Genomic DNA, 16,421 nt, shown 5'->3' with positions numbered 1-16,421 from the left:
GGAATGGACACGAAAACGGTACGCATTGGCGGCGCTTCCGGCTTCTGGGGCGACAGCAGCGTCGGCGCACCGCAGCTTGTGCGCCACGGCGATATCGATTACCTGGTGTTCGACTACCTGGCCGAATTGACCATGTCGATTCTCGCCGCTGCGCGATTGCGCAAGCCGGAACTGGGTTACGCCACCGATTTCGTAACGGTGACAATGAAAGCCCTGCTCGGAGAGATCGCCGCGCACGGGATCCGCGTGGTCAGCAACGCCGGTGGCATGAACCCGCACGGGTGTGCGCAGGCCATAGCCGCGCTGGCGGCGGAACAGGGCCTGACGCTGCGCATTGCCGTGATTGAAGGCGATGACGTGATGCCCCTGCTTCCACAGCTGCGCGAAGCCGGTGTGCAGGACATGCAGAAAAGCCGCCCCCTGCCGGAGAAGGTGGTCAGCGCCAACGCGTACCTGGGGGCGTTGCCCATCAAACAGGCGCTGGACCAGGGCGCCCAGATCGTCATCACCGGACGTTGCGTGGACAGTGCCGTGACGCTCGGCGTGCTGATGCACGAGTTCGGTTGGCAGGCGAACGACTATGACCGCCTGTCCCAAGGCAGTCTGGCCGGCCACATCATCGAGTGCGGGTGCCAGGCCACGGGCGGCTTGCATACCGACTGGGAAAGCGTCCCGGACTGGCACGACATCGGCTATCCCGTGGTCGAGTGCCGTGCCGACGGCACCTTCCTTGTTGGCAAGCCGCCCGCCACCGGGGGACTGGTCAATACCGCCACGGTCGGCGAGCAGGTGCTTTACGAGATCGGCGATCCGGCCACCTACCTGCTACCAGACGTGACCTGCGATTTCACGAAGGTAACCCTTCGGCAGGCCGCACCGGACCTGGTGGAAGTAAGCGGCGCACGCGGGCGGGCCCCGGGCCATGCCTACAAAGTCTGTGCCACCTATGTCGATGGCTTTCGCTGCAACGCGCAGCTTTCCATCGTCGGCGTCGACGCCGTCGCCAAGGCGGAACGCACGGCGGAGGCGATCCTTGCCCGCACGCGCCAGCTTTTCGCGGAGAACGGGTGGGGAGACTACAGTCGCACCCGGATCGAGGTGCTGGGAGCAGAGTCCTGCTTTGGACCACATGCTACCGTCCGACACACCCGCGAGGCGGTGATGCGGCTGGCGGTCATGCATCCCGAGAAGGCGGCGCTGGACCTGTTCGCACGGGAAATTGCCGCGGCGGGGACAAGCTGGGCGCCGGGCACGACAGGCTCTACTGGTGGACGCTCCAGTCCCTCGCCCTCGATTCGCCAGTATGCATTCCTGCTCGACAAGGTCGCCCTGGCCCCGACGGTGGTAATTGATGGCGTACGCACCGGCGTGGCCGTTCCTTCGGGCGATCAGGCGGTACCGGTCGCGCCGGTGGCGCCTGCACTCGCGGAAGCGCCGGGCACGGGCCCGGCAGAACGCGATACCGTCGAAGTTCCGCTGATCCGGCTTGCCTATGGCCGCAGCGGCGACAAGGGGGATACCTCAAACATCGGGCTGATCGCACGCAAGTCGGCGTATTTGCCGGTGCTGCGGGCCCAAGTGACGGCGGCCCGAGTGGCCGACTGGCTCGGGCATCTTGTAAAGGGGCCGGTGACCCGCTACGACTTGCCCGGCTTCGAGGCCATGAACTTTGTTTGCGATGCGGCACTGGATGGCGGTGGCATGGCGTCGCTGCGAAATGATCCGCTCGGCAAGGGCATGGCGCAGATCCTGCTCACCATGCCGGTGCGCGTGCCGCGAGAGCTGTTGTCATGACGAGGAATGCGCCCAACGCAGCTGCCGACGACGGCGTCATCCTCGCTGACGACGGCACTGGCGGCGTGACGCGATATCGACAACTGGCGAGCGTCATCCGGCACAAGATCGTTTCGGGCGAGTACCCGGTGGGCATGCAGTTGCCAACCGTTGACAGCCTCGCGCAAACCTATGGGATCGCCAAGGTCACCGTGCGCCAGGCCTTTGCCGCGCTGACGGAAGAGGGGCTGGTCAGCAGCCAGCGCGGTCGTGGCACGCATGTCACTAGGCAGCCATCAGAACCCGGACAAGGGCTGCGCTCCGCCATCAATGACGAATCGGCCCATGGCAGCGATTTGGAAATCCGCATCCTGGAAATGCGCGAGGGCGTGGCGCTGCGGCCGGGCCTGATCCGGCGCGGCACGCCGCTGGACAGCTATGTGATGGTGCGAAAACTGCATATGCATGGCGGCACGCCATTCTGCTTGATCGAGATGTATGTGGCCTCGTCGGTCTTTGCCCACTTTCCCCCTGGTGGTGAAAAACACCACAAGCTCGGTCATCTGCTGCGCCAGGTCGAAGGCGACCGCCTAGGCATGATGCAGCAGACCATGACGGTTGAGCCGGCCGACTACATCCTGGCACGCGACCTCGCCTATGGCTTCGGCGCGCCAATCGCCAAGATCATCCGATCGACGCTGGACGTCGACGGCAATGTGCTCCTGGCAGGGCAGTTCTGGTATCGCGGCGACCGTTTCATCCTGGAGGTGGAGATGCCAGCCAAGCTGACCGAGCACTACCCGGCGCTGGCCATCCCCGACAGCCGGCGCTGAACGCGACAGACCACCATTCGAGAGAGGAGACATCGGAATGACATCACCCTTTGTACGGAGGGCCACCGACGTGGCCGCGTACGCACCGGCCAACCACACGGGAACGGCGAACCAGCGCATCATCGGCAAGGAGACTGTTGGCGCGCGCCGGCTTGAGGTCCTGCTGGGCACGATTTCCCGGGGCCACGGCGCGTTGCCGCATGCACACCCGGACCTCGAGCAGGCGTCGTTCCTACTCGCCGGCGAGGGTATCGGCGAATTACCCGGAAAGCAGCGCATCTTGCGCGCAGGGGACTGGAGCTTCAACGCGGCCGGTGTCTTCCATCGCTTCGAGGTCATCAGCGACGAACCGGTGCAGGTGATGGTGGTCTACGCTCCGCCGTACAGCGAAAACCCGAACGCAGCTGTGACCGCGACCGGCCCGGACGACCCGCGCCTTCAGGCCGGTGCCGCCGATGTCCGCGACGTTCCAGCCAGCACCGAAGCAATCGCGCTGCCGCACTACCATGGCGCGCTCGCCAGGCCGGTTATCACACGCCAGACCGTCGATTCCCGTTTTCTCGACATCTACATGGTCGATTTTGATCCAGATGGTGGCGCCGAGCCGCACAGGCTTGGCGAGACCGAGCAGGTACTCTTCGTGCGTAGCGGCACGATCCAAGGGCGCATCGAAGGGGAGCGCTTCGCCGCTGGGACTGGGGAATGGGTCTACGTTCCCGACGGTGCGGAGCTCAGCCTCGAACCCGCACCCGGGACGCGCGAGCTGATTGTCATTCGCGCACACGATCCGCTGGCCTGACGCAAGCTCCACTAAATAGATCAATCAGATCCCGAGATGCGGGAGGAGACAAGATGTTCCAGCGATTTCCCCGGCGACGCATGCTCGCCGTGCTATCCGGACTAACCGCTGCTTGCTCGGCGCCGCAACTGGTGTGGGCAGCTAGCCCGAACGAGTATCCGGGCAAACCGGTCCGTGTCGTGGTGCCATTCCCCGCAGGCAGTGGCACAGACAACACCGCGCGCTACATCGCGCGAACCATCACTGCCCAGACCGGCCAGTCCGTCGTCGTGGAAAACCGTCCCGGTGCCAACGGATTCATCGCGGCCACGGCCGTCGCGAGAGCGCCCGGAGATGGCTACACGATGCTCATCACGACAAATACCACTCACGCGGCCAATGCGTCCCTGTTCAGGAACCTGCCCTATGATCCCATCAAGGACTACGCGCCGGTGTCGTTGATCGCCAAGAGCGGATTGGTCTTGGTAGTGCCATCGGACAGCCCGGTGCAGACGATGGCAGACCTGACCACACTGGCGAAAAACCGGCAGGGCAAGATAACCTTCGCCAGCGGCAGTTCCTCCACCCGAGTCGCCAGTGAGCTCTACAAGATGACGAGCGGCGCACCGGCACTGCATGTGCCTTACAAGGGCGTGCCGCAGGCTCTGACCGACTTGATGGGCCACCAGGTCGACTTCATGATTTCCGATATCAATCCAGCTCTGCCCCTGATCCAGAACGGCAAGCTGCGCGCAGTCGCCGTGACCACATCCAAGCGTAATCCTCTACTCGGCAATGTTCCGACCATGGCGGAAAGCGGCCTGCCAGGCTACGAGATGACGGCTTGGGTTGCTGCCTTCTTCCCTGCCACCACGCCAAAATCGATCGTCGCGCGTATGAGCCAGCTGATTCGACAGGGGCTAACGAGCCCGGCGGCTACCGAACACTTCAGCCAGACGGGAGGCCAACCCTCCCCATCGACGCCGGAAGAGCTGGCGGCGTTCGCGCGCAGTGAAACCGCGAAATGGGCAGAGGTAATCAAAGCCGCCGGCATCCAGCCGGAATAGCCCGCGCCTTCGGCGGCCCGAGAATACTAGGCCGGACAGTCCTGGCAGTGCTGGTATTGCATGGATCAAGACGTCGAAGATCACCAGATCCAGTTGATTGGCACCTGTCACGGCCAGCGCCAGAGGCGCACCGTGCAAACCTGCGATGAGATGACACTGGTTGCGCACGCGCATGTCTTCGGTCATGCGCCGACGTAATGCCGTCATGATGGTCTCCTCTCGAAGTGACGACGGCAGCAGGAACTGCGCTGCCATCGTCCCACTCGAGGGAAACCGGTCTCCAACGTGATATCGGCGCTGCCGGCGCCGGCTGACGACCCCTACCGCGTCAGCGGTTTAGTTCAAGACCGCTTATCGCAATAGCTTCCTTCTTTCGATCACCCGAACACTCGGGCACTTACATCGGGTGCACATCGGTACAGGCCTGCACCCAGGCTCAGCTTGGCGTAAGGGATAGGTACGCCGCTTCGGCATGGCCACCCTGTGGCAAAAGTCAAAAGCGACTCGGACCAATGCCGGGAGTCGGAGCTTTCGGTGCTCAGCGTCGAACCGTATCAAAAAATATGGCGGACTCCTGCGGCAACGCCGATCATCGATGTCTGCCCGACCCCTGGAGCGTAACTGTTATTCAGAAAAAGGCTTGCCCCGTAGCCCGACGCTGATGATTCGAGCATCAATCCGGCGTTCCGCGCATAGGCTGTGGACAGATATAGATCCGTTCTCTTGCTCAAACTATATCTCGCCATAAAAATCAGTTGCCAAGGATTCGCGACGGCAGCGTTGCCGTTCAGACGCCGGACGTTCTCGTAGTCATACTCAAGCGTCAGCTCGACCACGGGAGTCAATTGGTAATTCGCGCCCAACCAGTAGTAGTCATCGCGCAGGACTGTTAAGCCATTCTGATCCTTGTTTTGCCCCCAACGATAGCCACCCATTACCTTAGCGTTGCCATCGAACGTATAGCTCGCGGCGACCGCTGCGCGCTTATTGCTACCACTGCCCTGAGCGATTGACGGATTGTACTGATCGTAGTCCACTGTGAAGCCGAACGCGCCAGGCATATAGATCAGTGCAGCACCATACCCAGTGTCAGCGCGGAACCGCCCCGGCATCTCGCCATTGCCGCCGACCATGACTTGCTGTGCAAACGGACTGGTAGGCGGCAAAGATACGCCGACACCAAAGGACCAATGGGCAATTGCTGTCACAGGCCCTGCTGCGGCCGCATACTGGACTGTATTGTTCTCCCGGAAATTCTGACCGGCTATCACTGCGATCGGTTCATACTGAACTGCGTAGCTCGCAGGCATGAAATTGGCCAATCCCAAAAAGAGAGACGTGTACTGGCGCCCGAAGGTCAGTTGGCCGAAACTATTGCTGCGCAGCCCAACGTACGCCTGTCGATCAAAGAGTGTGCCCGGCATCTCCAAGGCGCCGGTATCGGCCTGGAACCCGCCCTCCAATACGAAAAGCGACTTCATCCCCGCCCCCAGATCCTCCTCTCCCCGTAGACCCCAACGTGAGCCAGCAACGCCACCGGAGTTCATGCGTACTACGCTATGTCCTTGCCCTGAGTTGTAAAGGTTCGTCGGCAACGGGACCGATCCGACCCGATTGACATATTCGACGTTGGTATCAACTACGCCGTATAGCGTAACACTGGACTGCGCCGATGCAGGCACTGCACCTAGCGTGAATACTGTGGACATGATTGAACGAATTTTCACCGTCTTGTCTCCCGTTGTAATAGTTGTCGCGCGTTGATAGCCGGAGCCCGCGTGCTCAGGCAAGCCGATGTCAGCCGAAGGCCCGTAACGCGGGAGGCAAGCCTTCCAGCAGCGGGCCGCCCACTCCCAGCATTGCAAGCGACTCTCGGACGATGTCGTCGACGGCTTCGAGCGGGCCGTCGTGCAGCACCGTGCGGTCGGGACGCACGACGGCGATCCAGCCGACGGGTGCGGCGCCCGGGATAAGCTGGTCCGACATGTCCTCCCAGGAATCTCCGTCCTGCCGTTCGTGCGCCTGCTGCGGCCCATGCTCGCCTTGCCCGCAATGGCGCATCTGCAGGATGGCGCCGCCCGCCTCTCGCCATGCCGCCAGAAGGCTACGGTCCAGCAGCGGCGCGGGATCGCAGCCGAATCCCGCCAGCACAAGCCGCGCCCCGAGCGCATCGTCGCTCGGCACGATGGGTGCGCCCGGCCCGCGTCGCACAAGCCCTTGCGGCAGCAGCCCGCCGCGCACCAGCCTCGCGCGCGTCTTGCCGCGTTGAAACAGGCCGCGCCTGAAACGCGCGGGAGGCTTGATCTTCAGGTCCTCGAAGAAGGCTCGTGCCCACGGCATGCGCTGCATCAGCGCCATCGCACCATGGACAGCGAATGCCGCCAGCCTGTTGCGCGGCATTACCAGCCGGCCCATCAGGAGCGCCAGATTGATGATGGAGCGGGCGTGCGGGCGCCGCTCGGTATCGTAGGTTTCAAGAATCGCGGGCGTCGCCCTGCCCTGCACGACCCATGCGAGCTTCCAGCACAGGTTGGCCACGTCGCGCAGCCCGGCCACGAGCCCCTGGCCGACGAATGGCGGCGTGATATGCGCGGCGTCGCCCACCAGGAAGGCCCGGCCCTTGGAGAACCGATCGACGATGCGCGCGTGGAAGCGGTAGACTGCGGTGCGCTCGATCGTGAGGTCCTCCGGTTTGCACCATGGGACGAGCAGTTCGCGGATCTTTTCCGGCGATTCCATCTGTTCGCGCGTCTCGCCAGGCTGCAACATGAACTCCCAGCGTTGCCTGCCGCCTGGGGCAACCATGTGCGGCGTAGGCCGGCGCGGGTCACACAAGAATTCGACATGGTCGATCGGATTGGGCACATTCAGGGCGTCGATGATCAGCCAGTCCTGCGTGAAAGTCTTGCCTTCGAAGGCAAGACCGGCGTGCCGCCGCACGAAAGAGTTGGCACCATCCGCGCCCACGATATAGCGCGCGCGCACGGTGGCCGTGTCACCGCCGGGAAGACACACCGTGCACCGCACCGCTTCGCCGTCGTCGTCGAAACCGGTGAGATCGGCGCCCAGAGCGATGCTCACGCAGGGATAGAGGCTCAAGCGGGCACGCAAGGCGCGTTCGAGATCTGGCTGATAGAACGTGACCAGTTGCGGGTGACCGTCAATGGTGCCTGCTGTGTTGGCACGCGCGTATTTCCCGAACAGCGGTGAATGCATCTGCACCTTGGCAATGGCCAGCGTATCAAACGCACCTTCCTCGACCCCTGCCATCTGCAGGATGCGCAATGCTTCGTTGTCGAGCACGATGGCCCTGGGCGCGGTGAAAATGTCTGCGGCCTTGTCGATGGCCAAGGTGCGGACGCCGTAGCGTCCCAACAGGTTGGCCGCGGTGGCGCCGACCGGACCCAGGCCCACCAGAAGGACGTCGACCTGCTCGGGCATTGTCGTGTTCATAAGCGGGTTCCTCTATGGGAAGGGGTACTGCGCATCACGCCGTGCCGCTGAAGTCGAGGGAGAACGGGAATTGTCCAAGCAGATCCTGCACGCGCTCCACGTCCGCGGCAGTGCATTGGACGAAGGCAACTGTGCCGCACCGGATATCCGGCCCCACGCGCACGCTGGCCGCCGTGCCGGCCTGCGCCAGGATCTCTCGGAAGACTTGCTCGGCAGCGCGCATACGAAGCTCGGCCCGCGCCACCTTGCCGACGGAGGTCAGTGGCATTTCCTGCAGGATGTCGATGCGTACTGGCACTGCAGCGCGTTCTGGCACGAGGTTGCGCGCGCCCGCCAGCAGTTCGTAGGCAGTCGCGGTGAAGCCTGGCTTGAGCGTGACGTAGGCGACTGGCAATTCCCCGGTGTGCGCATCCGGCTGGCCGACCGCGGCCGCCATTGCCACGGCCGGATGCTGCTGCAGCGCGTCTTCGATCATCGCCGGATCGATGTTGTGGCCGCCGCGGATGATCAGCTCCTTGGCACGGCCGCTCAGATGCAGATAGCCATCGGAATCGAGATAGCCGAGGTCGCCGGTATTGAGCCATCCCGGATTGAGCCAGATTCCGCGATTGTCTTGCTCGCGCAAATAGCCGGGAAACACATTCGGGCCGTTGATGCCGATGACGCCGGCTTCGCCGGGCGCGCACGGCTCGGTGGCGTGGCCGGAGCCGTCGACCTTCCAGACGCCGATTGCCTGGTGCGGAAGGCGCAGGCCGACCGTGCCGAGGCGACGTTCGCCCTGCGGCAGATTGAGGGCCGAGACGCACGCGCCTTCGGTCAGACCGTAGCCCTCATACAGCGGAATGCCGGCGGCGGTTTCGAAGCGCCGCGCGACCTCGGCCGGCAGCGGCGCGGCGCCGCAAAAGGCGAAGCGCAACGAGGCAATGTCGGCGCCTTCCCGCGGAAGATCGGCTAGCGCGGCGTAGATCGTCGGCACGCCGCTGAAGCTGGTGGCGCGGAACCGTTCGACCAGCTTCCAGAAGTTCGGCATCACGGCGTGGCCCCGATAGCCTGCGGGCGTAAGCATCACGACCTCCCAGCCGCCGTGGAACGCGGCAAGGCCGGTGATCATCGCACCGTTCACATGGAACAGCGGGAGGCCGCACAAGATCGTGTTTGGCGACGGGATCAGCGCCTTGAGCATCGACGCGACGAAGGCCTCGTTGAGATGCGTGTGCGTCGCGACTTTGGGCAGGCCGGTAGTGCCGCCGGTATGGAAATACGAGCAGATGTCAGTCGCCAGGATGCGGCGCTTCGAGATCAGTGAGTCCGACGGTTCGACCGCCAGCGCTTTGTCGAAGTCGACCATCTTGAGGTCCGCGCGGCATGGCCTTGACGCGGTGGCGAAGGCCGCGTCAGCACGCGCACGCTCCGCGGCAGGAAGATAAGGTGCAGTGCTGACGACGAACAAGGTCCGTACTGAGGGGCAACGGTCGGCCACGGCGACAGCTTTGTCCCAGAGCGCGCTGTCAGAGACAGGGGCGCAGGCGACCAGCGCTTGTGCCCCTGTCTCGTCGACGATGGCCGCGATATAGTCGACCTCCAGCATCGGGTTGATTGGGCTGGCGATGCCGGCAGCTTGCGCGCCGAGCAAGGCGTAGTGGGTCTGTGGCAGATTGGGCAGCAGCAACGTCACCGCCGTACCGGTTGTAATGCCGGCGCGGTGGAAGGCGTTGGCGGCTTGCGTCACGCGCGCCTTGAGGGTTGTGTAATCGACGACAAACTCTGGCGCGTCAACATCCCCGGTCGTGACAAAGCGCAGCGCAGTTTTGTCCGGATGACAGTCGCAGCCGCGGCACAGCAGTTCGTAAGTGTTCTGCGCGGGCACCTTGTCCCGCCAGGGCGTGCGTTCGAAGTCGTCGATATCGGCCTGAGTCCGGATGCCGCCGGTACGTGTCCCGCGGCCCTGTGTGGTATCGGGCATGCTTGTCTCCTTGTTGTGGCACTGTTTTCTTAAAGTTGGCCTGGCAGCAGGACGGCCCTCCGGGGCTGGCCTTGCTCGACGTGCAGGTACGCCTGCCCGGCCTGGCTGAGCGTAAAAGTCTTCACTGCAGGCGGGGCGAGCGCCGCCGCGCAATCGGCCAGCGCCTGCAAGGCCGAAGGGTTCGGGCGGAAGGTCGTCCACCCATAGCGCACACAATTCGGTATCAGGCCGCGTTTGCCACGCTTGCCAATCAGTGTGGCAGCGCCGCCTCTGAGCAGTCCCAGCCGGTCGAAGTTGCCGAGCAATGGATGCACCGTCGTCGCGTGGCCGGCCGCGTCGGGCGTCAGCAGTTGCAGCAGCTCCGCTTCGTCGTCCCATGTAGCGAAATTCAGGGTGGCGGCGAAATGCCGGGGTAGACTCGCCAGCGATTGGCGGTGGCGATCGACGACTTCGGCGGCGCCAGCGACAAGGCAGGCATCAAGCCCTTTACTTCCGCCGACGGCGGTAACGCTCGCTCCCAGCCTGTGCAGCAACCAGACCGCGATCTGGCCCAGGCCACCGGTCGCGCCGTGCACAAGCACGGGACGCCCATTCACGGTCTCGCGGCAGATCCCGGCGTCGGCGAACGCCTGCGTCACAGTCAAGAAGTTGTACGGTAGCGTCGCCAGAGCGGCGGCCGGGACGGACGACGGCCTCAGGCGAGCGTGCTCGGCGCGCATGGTGACATGGGTGGCATGCGTGCCTGCACTCGATGGCGGCTTGGCGCCGAACACGGCATCGCCTTCGCGCAGCCCGGTCACACCTCGACCCACCGCGAAAACCGTCCCGACAAAATCGTTACCGAGCACGAGCGGCATGCGCGCTGCGCCCATGAGCGAGAAAAGTCTGCGGCCGTAACCGCCGCGACGGCGCACATCGATGGGATTGACCGCAGCCGCGTTCACTTGCACCGCGATCTCGCCTTGGCCCGGCTGCGGGCAGGACGCCGGACGCAGCCGCAACGCGAATGCATCGCCAAAGCCGTCGATGGCCGCGACATAGCTCTGGCTCATGACGCCACCACCCGATTGCGCTGCTCGCCCAGATCGATGGCGCCGTCGTCGGTGCGGATCGAAGCGGTCATGATGTCGCCCGGTCGCAGATAAGCCGGGTTCGACAGGCCCTTCTTGATGAAGACGCGCCACTTCGCGCTCTCGGACAGCACGTGCCGGAACACCCACATCGCCAACTTGCCAGGCGCACGCGCGGCGCAGCCAGCCGGCGTGCCGGTGGCGATCAGATCGCCTGCTTGCAGGTCGTGCAGGGCGGACAGCTCGGTAAGCGTCTGGTGCGGCTTGAATATCATGTCGCCGCAATAGGCATCCTGGCGGGGCTGCCCATTAACGTGCAGCTGCATATGGAACTCGGGCCAGCGGCGCCATTCCTCGGCGTTCAGCAGCACCAGGAAGGGCCCGACCGGGCCGAAGCCGCGGTAGCTCTTGCCCTTGTAGAACTGGGCCTGCGGCAGCTGGACGTCGCGCGCCGATATGTCGTTGACGATGGTCACGCCAGCGAGGAACTCGTGCAGCTGGTCCGGCCCGATGTGGACCGCTCCGCTCAGCGGCTTCCGCACCACCAGACCGAGCTCGATTTCGTAGTCGAGCAGGCGCACATGCGCCGGCCGCACCACGTCGGCGTCGGCGGGGGCAAGGCATGACGGGGCCTTGGTGAACAGGGTGTTGAAGCCGATCTTGTCGGGGTCCATGCCTGACTCACGCACATGGCTGGCGTAGTTGATGCCCTGGCACAGGAACTGGCGGTCAGACGTGACCGGCGGCAGCAGCGTGACGGCGTCGAGCGGCAGCGCGGCCTGGTCGGGGGTGCTGCGCCATGCGGCTTCGAGGCCGTTCGCGACGAAGTCGGCGGTGCTGGTAGAGCCGCAAGACAGGGGTGCGATGCGGCGGTCGTGGACCACGCCCCAGCCTGGCTCGCCGCCGTGGATATATCGGACGACTTTGACGGACATTTGCTTTCCTTGACGTGAGGGGGATCGTACTGAAGCGCTAGCGCAGGCTCAGAGCCAGGGCCGCGCCTGGGTCATCGCGCGGCCAAGCAGCTTCAGCCGCGCGGCCGAGAGCCGACCGGTGCGCAGCAGTCGCGCAACCGTGAACACCGTGGCGAGATTGCGCTTGACGCCCATGCTGGCGGGGACATCGTCGCCCCACGCCCAGATGCCGGACATTTCCAGCGGCGCGTAGTGGGTTTCCCGGTCGGCGGTGAAGACATCGCCGTCGGCGTAGTGCTCGAATTCCATGCCGTCTGGATCGAACCAGTAATCGAACAGCTGGCTGCCGAGCACATGGCGCCCAATACCCCACATATGGCGGTGGCCGTTCGCGCGCAGTACGTTGTGGCCCTGGCCGAGCGCGTCGAGGTCGAGCACCTCGTATGCGCTGTGCTCGTATTTCTCCTCGATGCCGCCGGCGAGCACGAAGGCGTGATGGTCCGCTGGCGTGCCGCCGAGGTCCAGGCGGAAGAAGCAAAGATTGGGCGACCCGTCCTCCAGATACTGGACATCGGTCGGGATCAGGCCGAGATGACGCATATACCATCGCGCCATGCCGGGAAAGTCGACTGTCTGGAGCACGACGTGGCCGAGCTTGACCACGGCTGCGGGCTCCAGCGGCGGCCGGACCGTAGCGTTCACCCGCCGAAGCTGTCCCGGGTCGTTGGTGATCGAATGCAGCGGCTCCCGCAATGGCAGCGGATCGCACGGCTGCTGGCCGGTTACCAGCCACAGCAAGTTCCCAGCGGGGTCTGTCAGTTCAACGCCGGCGCCGCCACCCGGAATCTCGTCGGCCGGGAGGCGGCGTGCATTCGCGTTGGCCTCGAGGCGGGCCAGGTCGGCCTCGCTGCGCACCGAAAAGGCCGCACCGAGATAGCGCGAGCGGCGGCCCTGCGTCGCCAGCAACTGGCATGGTTGGGGGCCGGCGCCGCGCATCAACAGCCGGCTGGCGGTGCGCGACACGCGGCGCATGCCGAAATCCGTGAGGAACGTCTCCGTCGCGCGCAGGTCGCGCTTCTCGAACATCAGGAAGGCGAGCGCCTGGGCCTTGACCAGAGCTTCGGGCCGGTCGAGCTTCTGGACGAAGGCAGGCAGCGCGCTTTCGGGAAAAGCCGGCGGTGTGCGCAGCACGCAGCGGGGCGAGCGGGTCATGACGTCTCCTATATGGCCGGCGCCGCTGTAGGTGGCGTCCGTTGTTTTCACGACATTATCGTCATCATGACTTATTAGTCAATATGAAAAGAACGAGCCGGCGCTCGTTCGCACCGGTTTGCGACGCGTACGTCATTCGACGAGATTCGCTTCGGCCCACGTGGGGCGCTCCTGTTCATGTCAAGTGCCACTACTCCTTCATGCACGAGAACCTGAAGGACATCACCAGTTCCTACACCGGGAGGCAGATGCGCGCGCGCTCGCTGGGCCGCCGTCGCGGCGTGGACTGGGTGGAAGTGGACTACACGTTCGCACGCACGGAAGGCAAGCAACCTGTGGGCGAGGGCTGGTGTTTGGCGCCAGCAAGAAGAACGGCGATCCGCCTGCTTCCAATCCGCAAGCCCGGCATGCCGTTTGCACTGGACCTGGCATGGCCGCTGCTGGTCTGGTTCACAGAACGCATCTTCAAGGAGGACCGCTGGATCGTCGCGCGCGAGCAAGAGGCCCACGACAAGTACGGGCAGACTGGAATCACGAGGTATTTCCGGTCATCAACGAATTGCGAGACCTGCCGCGCAACTGCGGCGGCCGCGCCGTGCCCCCGATCCGCGAGGTGGGCGACACGACCTGACGGCGAGGCCAACGGGGACTAGGGTGTCGAGATTGCGGTTGCACTTTGGAAGCAGCCGCCCGGCTTCCCCCGGGGAGGCATGGAAAACCCGGAAAGCCAGATAGCTCTCCGGGTTTTTTTACTGCCTGGCGTCGGTAGGCCAGCCCAGCGATAGAGATGCCGGCACCACCCGTCACGCCGAATCCTCGTCCCCATGCCGCCGGAGATGCCCCCGGGAGGAGCACCAGGGCTCCTGACGTCAAAGCGCTCAACTCAGGCGCACGTACCCCGCAAACGCACGCCGTCGCGCCGCGACATCACCACACAAGACTTCGGATTCCCTGCGCTCCGTCCCTCGCGGCGGGTGCCCCCGCCTGTCACGTGATCGGAGTACTTCAGCCAGCCGTTCAGGCCACGGCAGCCCGCAACAGGCGCTGCCGAACCCATGCCGCCTAGCTCGCAAGGACGTTCACCGCGTCTTCCAACGCCTGGGCCTGCTGCTTCAGCCCCATTGCCGCCGCGGCAGACTCTTCGACCAGTGCTGCGTTCATCTGCGTGATCTGCGTGATCTGCTCGATTGCCGTGCTGGTCTGCTCGATCTCAACGCTCTGCCCCCTGCTGGCATTGGCAATCGCCGAGATCGTCCGTGTCAGCGCTGAGACGGATTGCTCGACACGGTCCATTTCGCTGCCGGCACTGACCGCAGCCTCGGTGCTGGCCTCCACCACTTCGAGCGAGTTCTCGATCAGCGCCTTGATCTGCCTGGCAGCCGCCGCGGCCCGCTGGGCCAGCGTGCGCACCTCGCCCGCCACCACCGCGAAGCCGCGCCCGTGCTGGCCGGCGCGCGCCGCCTCCACCGCGGCGTTCAGGGCCAGCAGGTTGGTCTGGATGGCGATGTCGTCGATGACCGAGGTGATCTCGGCAATCTTGCGCGACTGGGTGCTCAGTTGCTCCATCATCGTGGCCGAGCGGCGCACCCCGCCGGCGGCAGCGCAAGCTGACTCGGCGGTACGGCGCCCTTCCTGGTGGGCCTGTTCGGCATCGCTCGCATTCTGCCGGGCGGTTTCCGTGATCTGCGCGAGCGTGGCGGTGGTTTCTTCGATGGCGCTGGCCTGCTGCTCGGTCCGCTCGGACAGGTCGGCATTGCCGCTTGCCAGTCCGACGGAAGACTGCCACACGCCGGCAATCGACGTCCGCGTATCCAGCAGCACGCCCACCAGGCGCGCATTCATCTGGTTCAGGAAGCGGCCAAGCAGACGCGTCTGTGCGTCCCCGCACTCGGGAAACCGGTGCTGCAACTGCCCGGACAGCACGGCCAGCGCGCTCCGGTTCAGGCCCATCAGCGGCCGGAGCAAGTTCAGCACGAGATAGCAAGCGGCCGCGCCGCACATTGCCGTGGCCGCCCCGGCCAGCGCCCAGGTGACGGCAGGCGGAGCCGACCAGAGCGTCGCACCCGAAGCCGCCATCAGGATCAACGCGATCTGCGCGAACTGGACCGCCAGCAGGCGCGCCACCACGGGCAGCCGCAGCATGTGCTGGATGACACCCGCGGCGCCCTTGCGGAAAGCCTCGCCGCCAGACAAACGCCAGCGGGAGCGCGCCCCGCGTTGCAGGTCGGCGTAAAGGCGGGTTGCGGCGGCAATCTGTGCCCGGGCGGGCTTGATCCGCACCGACAGGTAGCCCGAGGGCTTGCCGTCCTGGAAGATCGGCGTGACATTGGCCAGCACCCAGTAAAAGCCGCCGTCCTTGCGGCGGTTCTTCACCACGCCGGTCCACGGTGTGCCGGCACGGATGGCTGCCCACATATCGGCAAACGCGGCCGCCGGCATGTCGGGGTGACGGACGATGTTCTGCGGCTGGCCCATGATCTCGGCACGGTCGTAGCCGCTGCTGCGGAAGAACGCTTGATTGGCGTATTCGATATTGCCCCGCACATCGGTCCTGGTGATGATGACCTCGCCCGATGGCAGTTCGTACTCTTTGTCTGTGACCGGCAGATTCACTCTCATGGCTCGTTGTCTGTCCTGATGCAACCTCGGCTCCAACTTTGCTTGGAAATTCGCACTTGATTTCCGGCCCGGCCTCGCATCCCAGGACCGCGCGGCAGTATTCCCGATGGGTCACGCCACGCGGAGGTGGTCCGCGGCGAACATCGCTTCAACTTGACCGGGCGCAAATGCAATGCATCCCACCCCTTCGGACGGGTTGCATTCAGGCAGGCGGCGGCCCGCCTTGATGGCCGGCACGCTGCAAGCCAAAAGCCCCGCAGGCCTGGGGCCTGCGGGGCTTTGCCCTGTCTGCGGCAACCAACACCGGAGCTGTGGCGCCGGCTATCCGAGTGGTCGTTCATTCGGGACGGGCAGATCCAACGCGTGCCAGTGGGCAGCCGTGTTCTCAATAGTTCTGAGTTGGCGGTGCCCGCTGCGATTGACGGAGTCGGAATAACCTACACCGTCGATGCACATGCGCAGGTATTTCTGCGCTCAGGGCTATTGGTGAAGGTACTGGAGGAATTCTCGCCTTCGTCCAAAGGACTTTGGGTCGGGTACGCGAGTCGCCCGGGCATACATCGGCGCTGCGCGCATTAGTCCCCGGGATACTGACCAGAGTGCGCGGCAAGCCTCGGCCTTCAGGCCGGGGAAGGATAGCGCGGACGCCGCAGGCGTCCTTTGGGGCGGTCAGTGTGGCGTTTGCTGTTGCTCAATGTACTGGCGGATGATTTCAATGGGTGCACCACCACAGCTACCG

11 protein-coding genes and 2 pseudogenes are annotated in these 16,421 nt (G+C 64.7%); 5 read left to right on the top strand and 8 right to left on the bottom strand.

Translation table 11 applies throughout. From position 1 onward, the window contains the following. Positions 1-3 precede the first annotated feature (3 nt). From AC1DOX_RS26825 to AC1DOX_RS26810, 4 genes are read left to right on the top strand one after another with little or no spacing between them, the layout of a single operon-like run. Complete coding sequence (locus AC1DOX_RS26825) at positions 4-1,794, top strand: acyclic terpene utilization AtuA family protein (protein WP_441622807.1); 1,791 nt, start codon at positions 4-6, stop codon at positions 1,792-1,794. Beyond that, positions 1,791-2,606, top strand: a complete 816-nt coding sequence (locus tag AC1DOX_RS26820) for a GntR family transcriptional regulator (protein WP_441622805.1) — start codon at positions 1,791-1,793, stop codon at positions 2,604-2,606. The genes AC1DOX_RS26825 and AC1DOX_RS26820 overlap by 4 nt, the downstream gene beginning before the upstream one ends. 37 nt (positions 2,607-2,643) lie before the next feature. After that, positions 2,644-3,405 carry a cupin domain-containing protein gene (locus AC1DOX_RS26815; RefSeq protein WP_441622803.1) on the top strand — a complete coding sequence of 254 codons (762 nt, stop codon included), beginning with the start codon at positions 2,644-2,646 and terminating at the stop codon, positions 3,403-3,405. A 53-nt stretch (positions 3,406-3,458) separates the two neighbouring features. Continuing rightward, a complete protein-coding gene (locus tag AC1DOX_RS26810; protein ID WP_441622801.1) occupies positions 3,459-4,451 on the top strand; it encodes a Bug family tripartite tricarboxylate transporter substrate binding protein in 993 nt (330 codons plus the stop codon). A gap of 554 nt (positions 4,452-5,005) precedes the next feature. On the opposite strand, the gene AC1DOX_RS26805 is transcribed toward AC1DOX_RS26810, so the two are convergent. From AC1DOX_RS26805 to AC1DOX_RS26780, 6 genes are all read right to left on the bottom strand, one after another. Continuing rightward, positions 5,006-6,178, bottom strand: coding sequence for a porin (locus AC1DOX_RS26805; protein WP_441622799.1), 1,173 nt, complete (start codon positions 6,176-6,178; stop codon positions 5,006-5,008). A 70-nt stretch (positions 6,179-6,248) separates the two neighbouring features. Continuing rightward, positions 6,249-7,904, bottom strand: coding sequence for a bifunctional 3-(3-hydroxy-phenyl)propionate/3-hydroxycinnamic acid hydroxylase (locus AC1DOX_RS26800; protein WP_441622797.1), 1,656 nt, complete (start codon positions 7,902-7,904; stop codon positions 6,249-6,251). Between the two features lie 34 nt (positions 7,905-7,938). Then, positions 7,939-9,867: an acyl-CoA synthetase gene (locus AC1DOX_RS26795; RefSeq protein WP_441622877.1), complete on the bottom strand. Its 1,929-nt coding sequence runs from the start codon at positions 9,865-9,867 to the stop codon at positions 7,939-7,941. 29 nt (positions 9,868-9,896) lie between these two features. Next, entirely contained in the window at positions 9,897-10,919 is a 1,023-nt protein-coding gene (locus AC1DOX_RS26790; protein WP_441622795.1) for an alcohol dehydrogenase catalytic domain-containing protein, read from the bottom strand. After that, positions 10,916-11,872 carry a fumarylacetoacetate hydrolase family protein gene (locus AC1DOX_RS26785; RefSeq protein WP_441622793.1) on the bottom strand — a complete coding sequence of 319 codons (957 nt, stop codon included), beginning with the start codon at positions 11,870-11,872 and terminating at the stop codon, positions 10,916-10,918. The genes AC1DOX_RS26790 and AC1DOX_RS26785 overlap by 4 nt, the downstream gene beginning before the upstream one ends. A 48-nt stretch (positions 11,873-11,920) precedes the next feature. After that, positions 11,921-13,063 (bottom strand): VOC family protein, encoded by a 1,143-nt coding sequence (locus tag AC1DOX_RS26780; protein ID WP_441622791.1) that lies wholly within the window; start codon positions 13,061-13,063, stop codon positions 11,921-11,923. A 179-nt stretch (positions 13,064-13,242) separates the two neighbouring features. Between AC1DOX_RS26780 and AC1DOX_RS26775 the strand changes: the two are divergent. Next, positions 13,243-13,694, top strand: a pseudogene (locus tag AC1DOX_RS26775) (aromatic ring-hydroxylating dioxygenase subunit alpha); the annotation flags it as partial. Positions 13,695-14,125: 431 nt separating this feature from the next. On the opposite strand, the gene AC1DOX_RS26770 reads toward AC1DOX_RS26775, so the two are convergent. Both AC1DOX_RS26770 and AC1DOX_RS26765 read right to left on the bottom strand, forming a co-directional pair. Next, positions 14,126-15,682, bottom strand: a complete 1,557-nt coding sequence (locus tag AC1DOX_RS26770; protein WP_441622789.1) for a methyl-accepting chemotaxis protein — start codon at positions 15,680-15,682, stop codon at positions 14,126-14,128. Between the two features lie 669 nt (positions 15,683-16,351). Then, positions 16,352-16,421: pseudogene (locus AC1DOX_RS26765) on the bottom strand (IS200/IS605 family transposase); the annotation flags it as partial.

It is taken from the genome of Cupriavidus sp. 01L415, from assembly GCF_056400065.1.
The sequence above is the reverse complement of the archived record's forward strand: the minus strand, read 5'-3'. Positions and strand labels throughout refer to the sequence as shown.

Excerpts from the sequence above, each read along its gene's own strand:
- AC1DOX_RS26815 (WP_441622803.1), top strand. The coding sequence starts at position 2,644 with ATGACATCACCCTTTGTACGGAGGGCCACCGACGTGGCCGCGTACGCA.
- AC1DOX_RS26780 (WP_441622791.1), bottom strand. The coding sequence starts at position 13,063 with ATGACCCGCTCGCCCCGCTGCGTGCTGCGCACACCGCCGGCTTTTCCC.
- AC1DOX_RS26800 (WP_441622797.1), bottom strand. The coding sequence starts at position 7,904 with ATGAACACGACAATGCCCGAGCAGGTCGACGTCCTTCTGGTGGGCCTG.
- AC1DOX_RS26785 (WP_441622793.1), bottom strand. The coding sequence starts at position 11,872 with ATGTCCGTCAAAGTCGTCCGATATATCCACGGCGGCGAGCCAGGCTGG.
- AC1DOX_RS26810 (WP_441622801.1), top strand. The coding sequence starts at position 3,459 with ATGTTCCAGCGATTTCCCCGGCGACGCATGCTCGCCGTGCTATCCGGA.
- AC1DOX_RS26790 (WP_441622795.1), bottom strand. The coding sequence starts at position 10,919 with ATGAGCCAGAGCTATGTCGCGGCCATCGACGGCTTTGGCGATGCATTC.
- AC1DOX_RS26770 (WP_441622789.1), bottom strand. The coding sequence starts at position 15,682 with ATGAGAGTGAATCTGCCGGTCACAGACAAAGAGTACGAACTGCCATCG.
- AC1DOX_RS26795 (WP_441622877.1), bottom strand. The coding sequence starts at position 9,867 with ATGCCCGATACCACACAGGGCCGCGGGACACGTACCGGCGGCATCCGG.
- AC1DOX_RS26825 (WP_441622807.1), top strand. The coding sequence starts at position 4 with ATGGACACGAAAACGGTACGCATTGGCGGCGCTTCCGGCTTCTGGGGC.
- AC1DOX_RS26820 (WP_441622805.1), top strand. The coding sequence starts at position 1,791 with ATGACGAGGAATGCGCCCAACGCAGCTGCCGACGACGGCGTCATCCTC.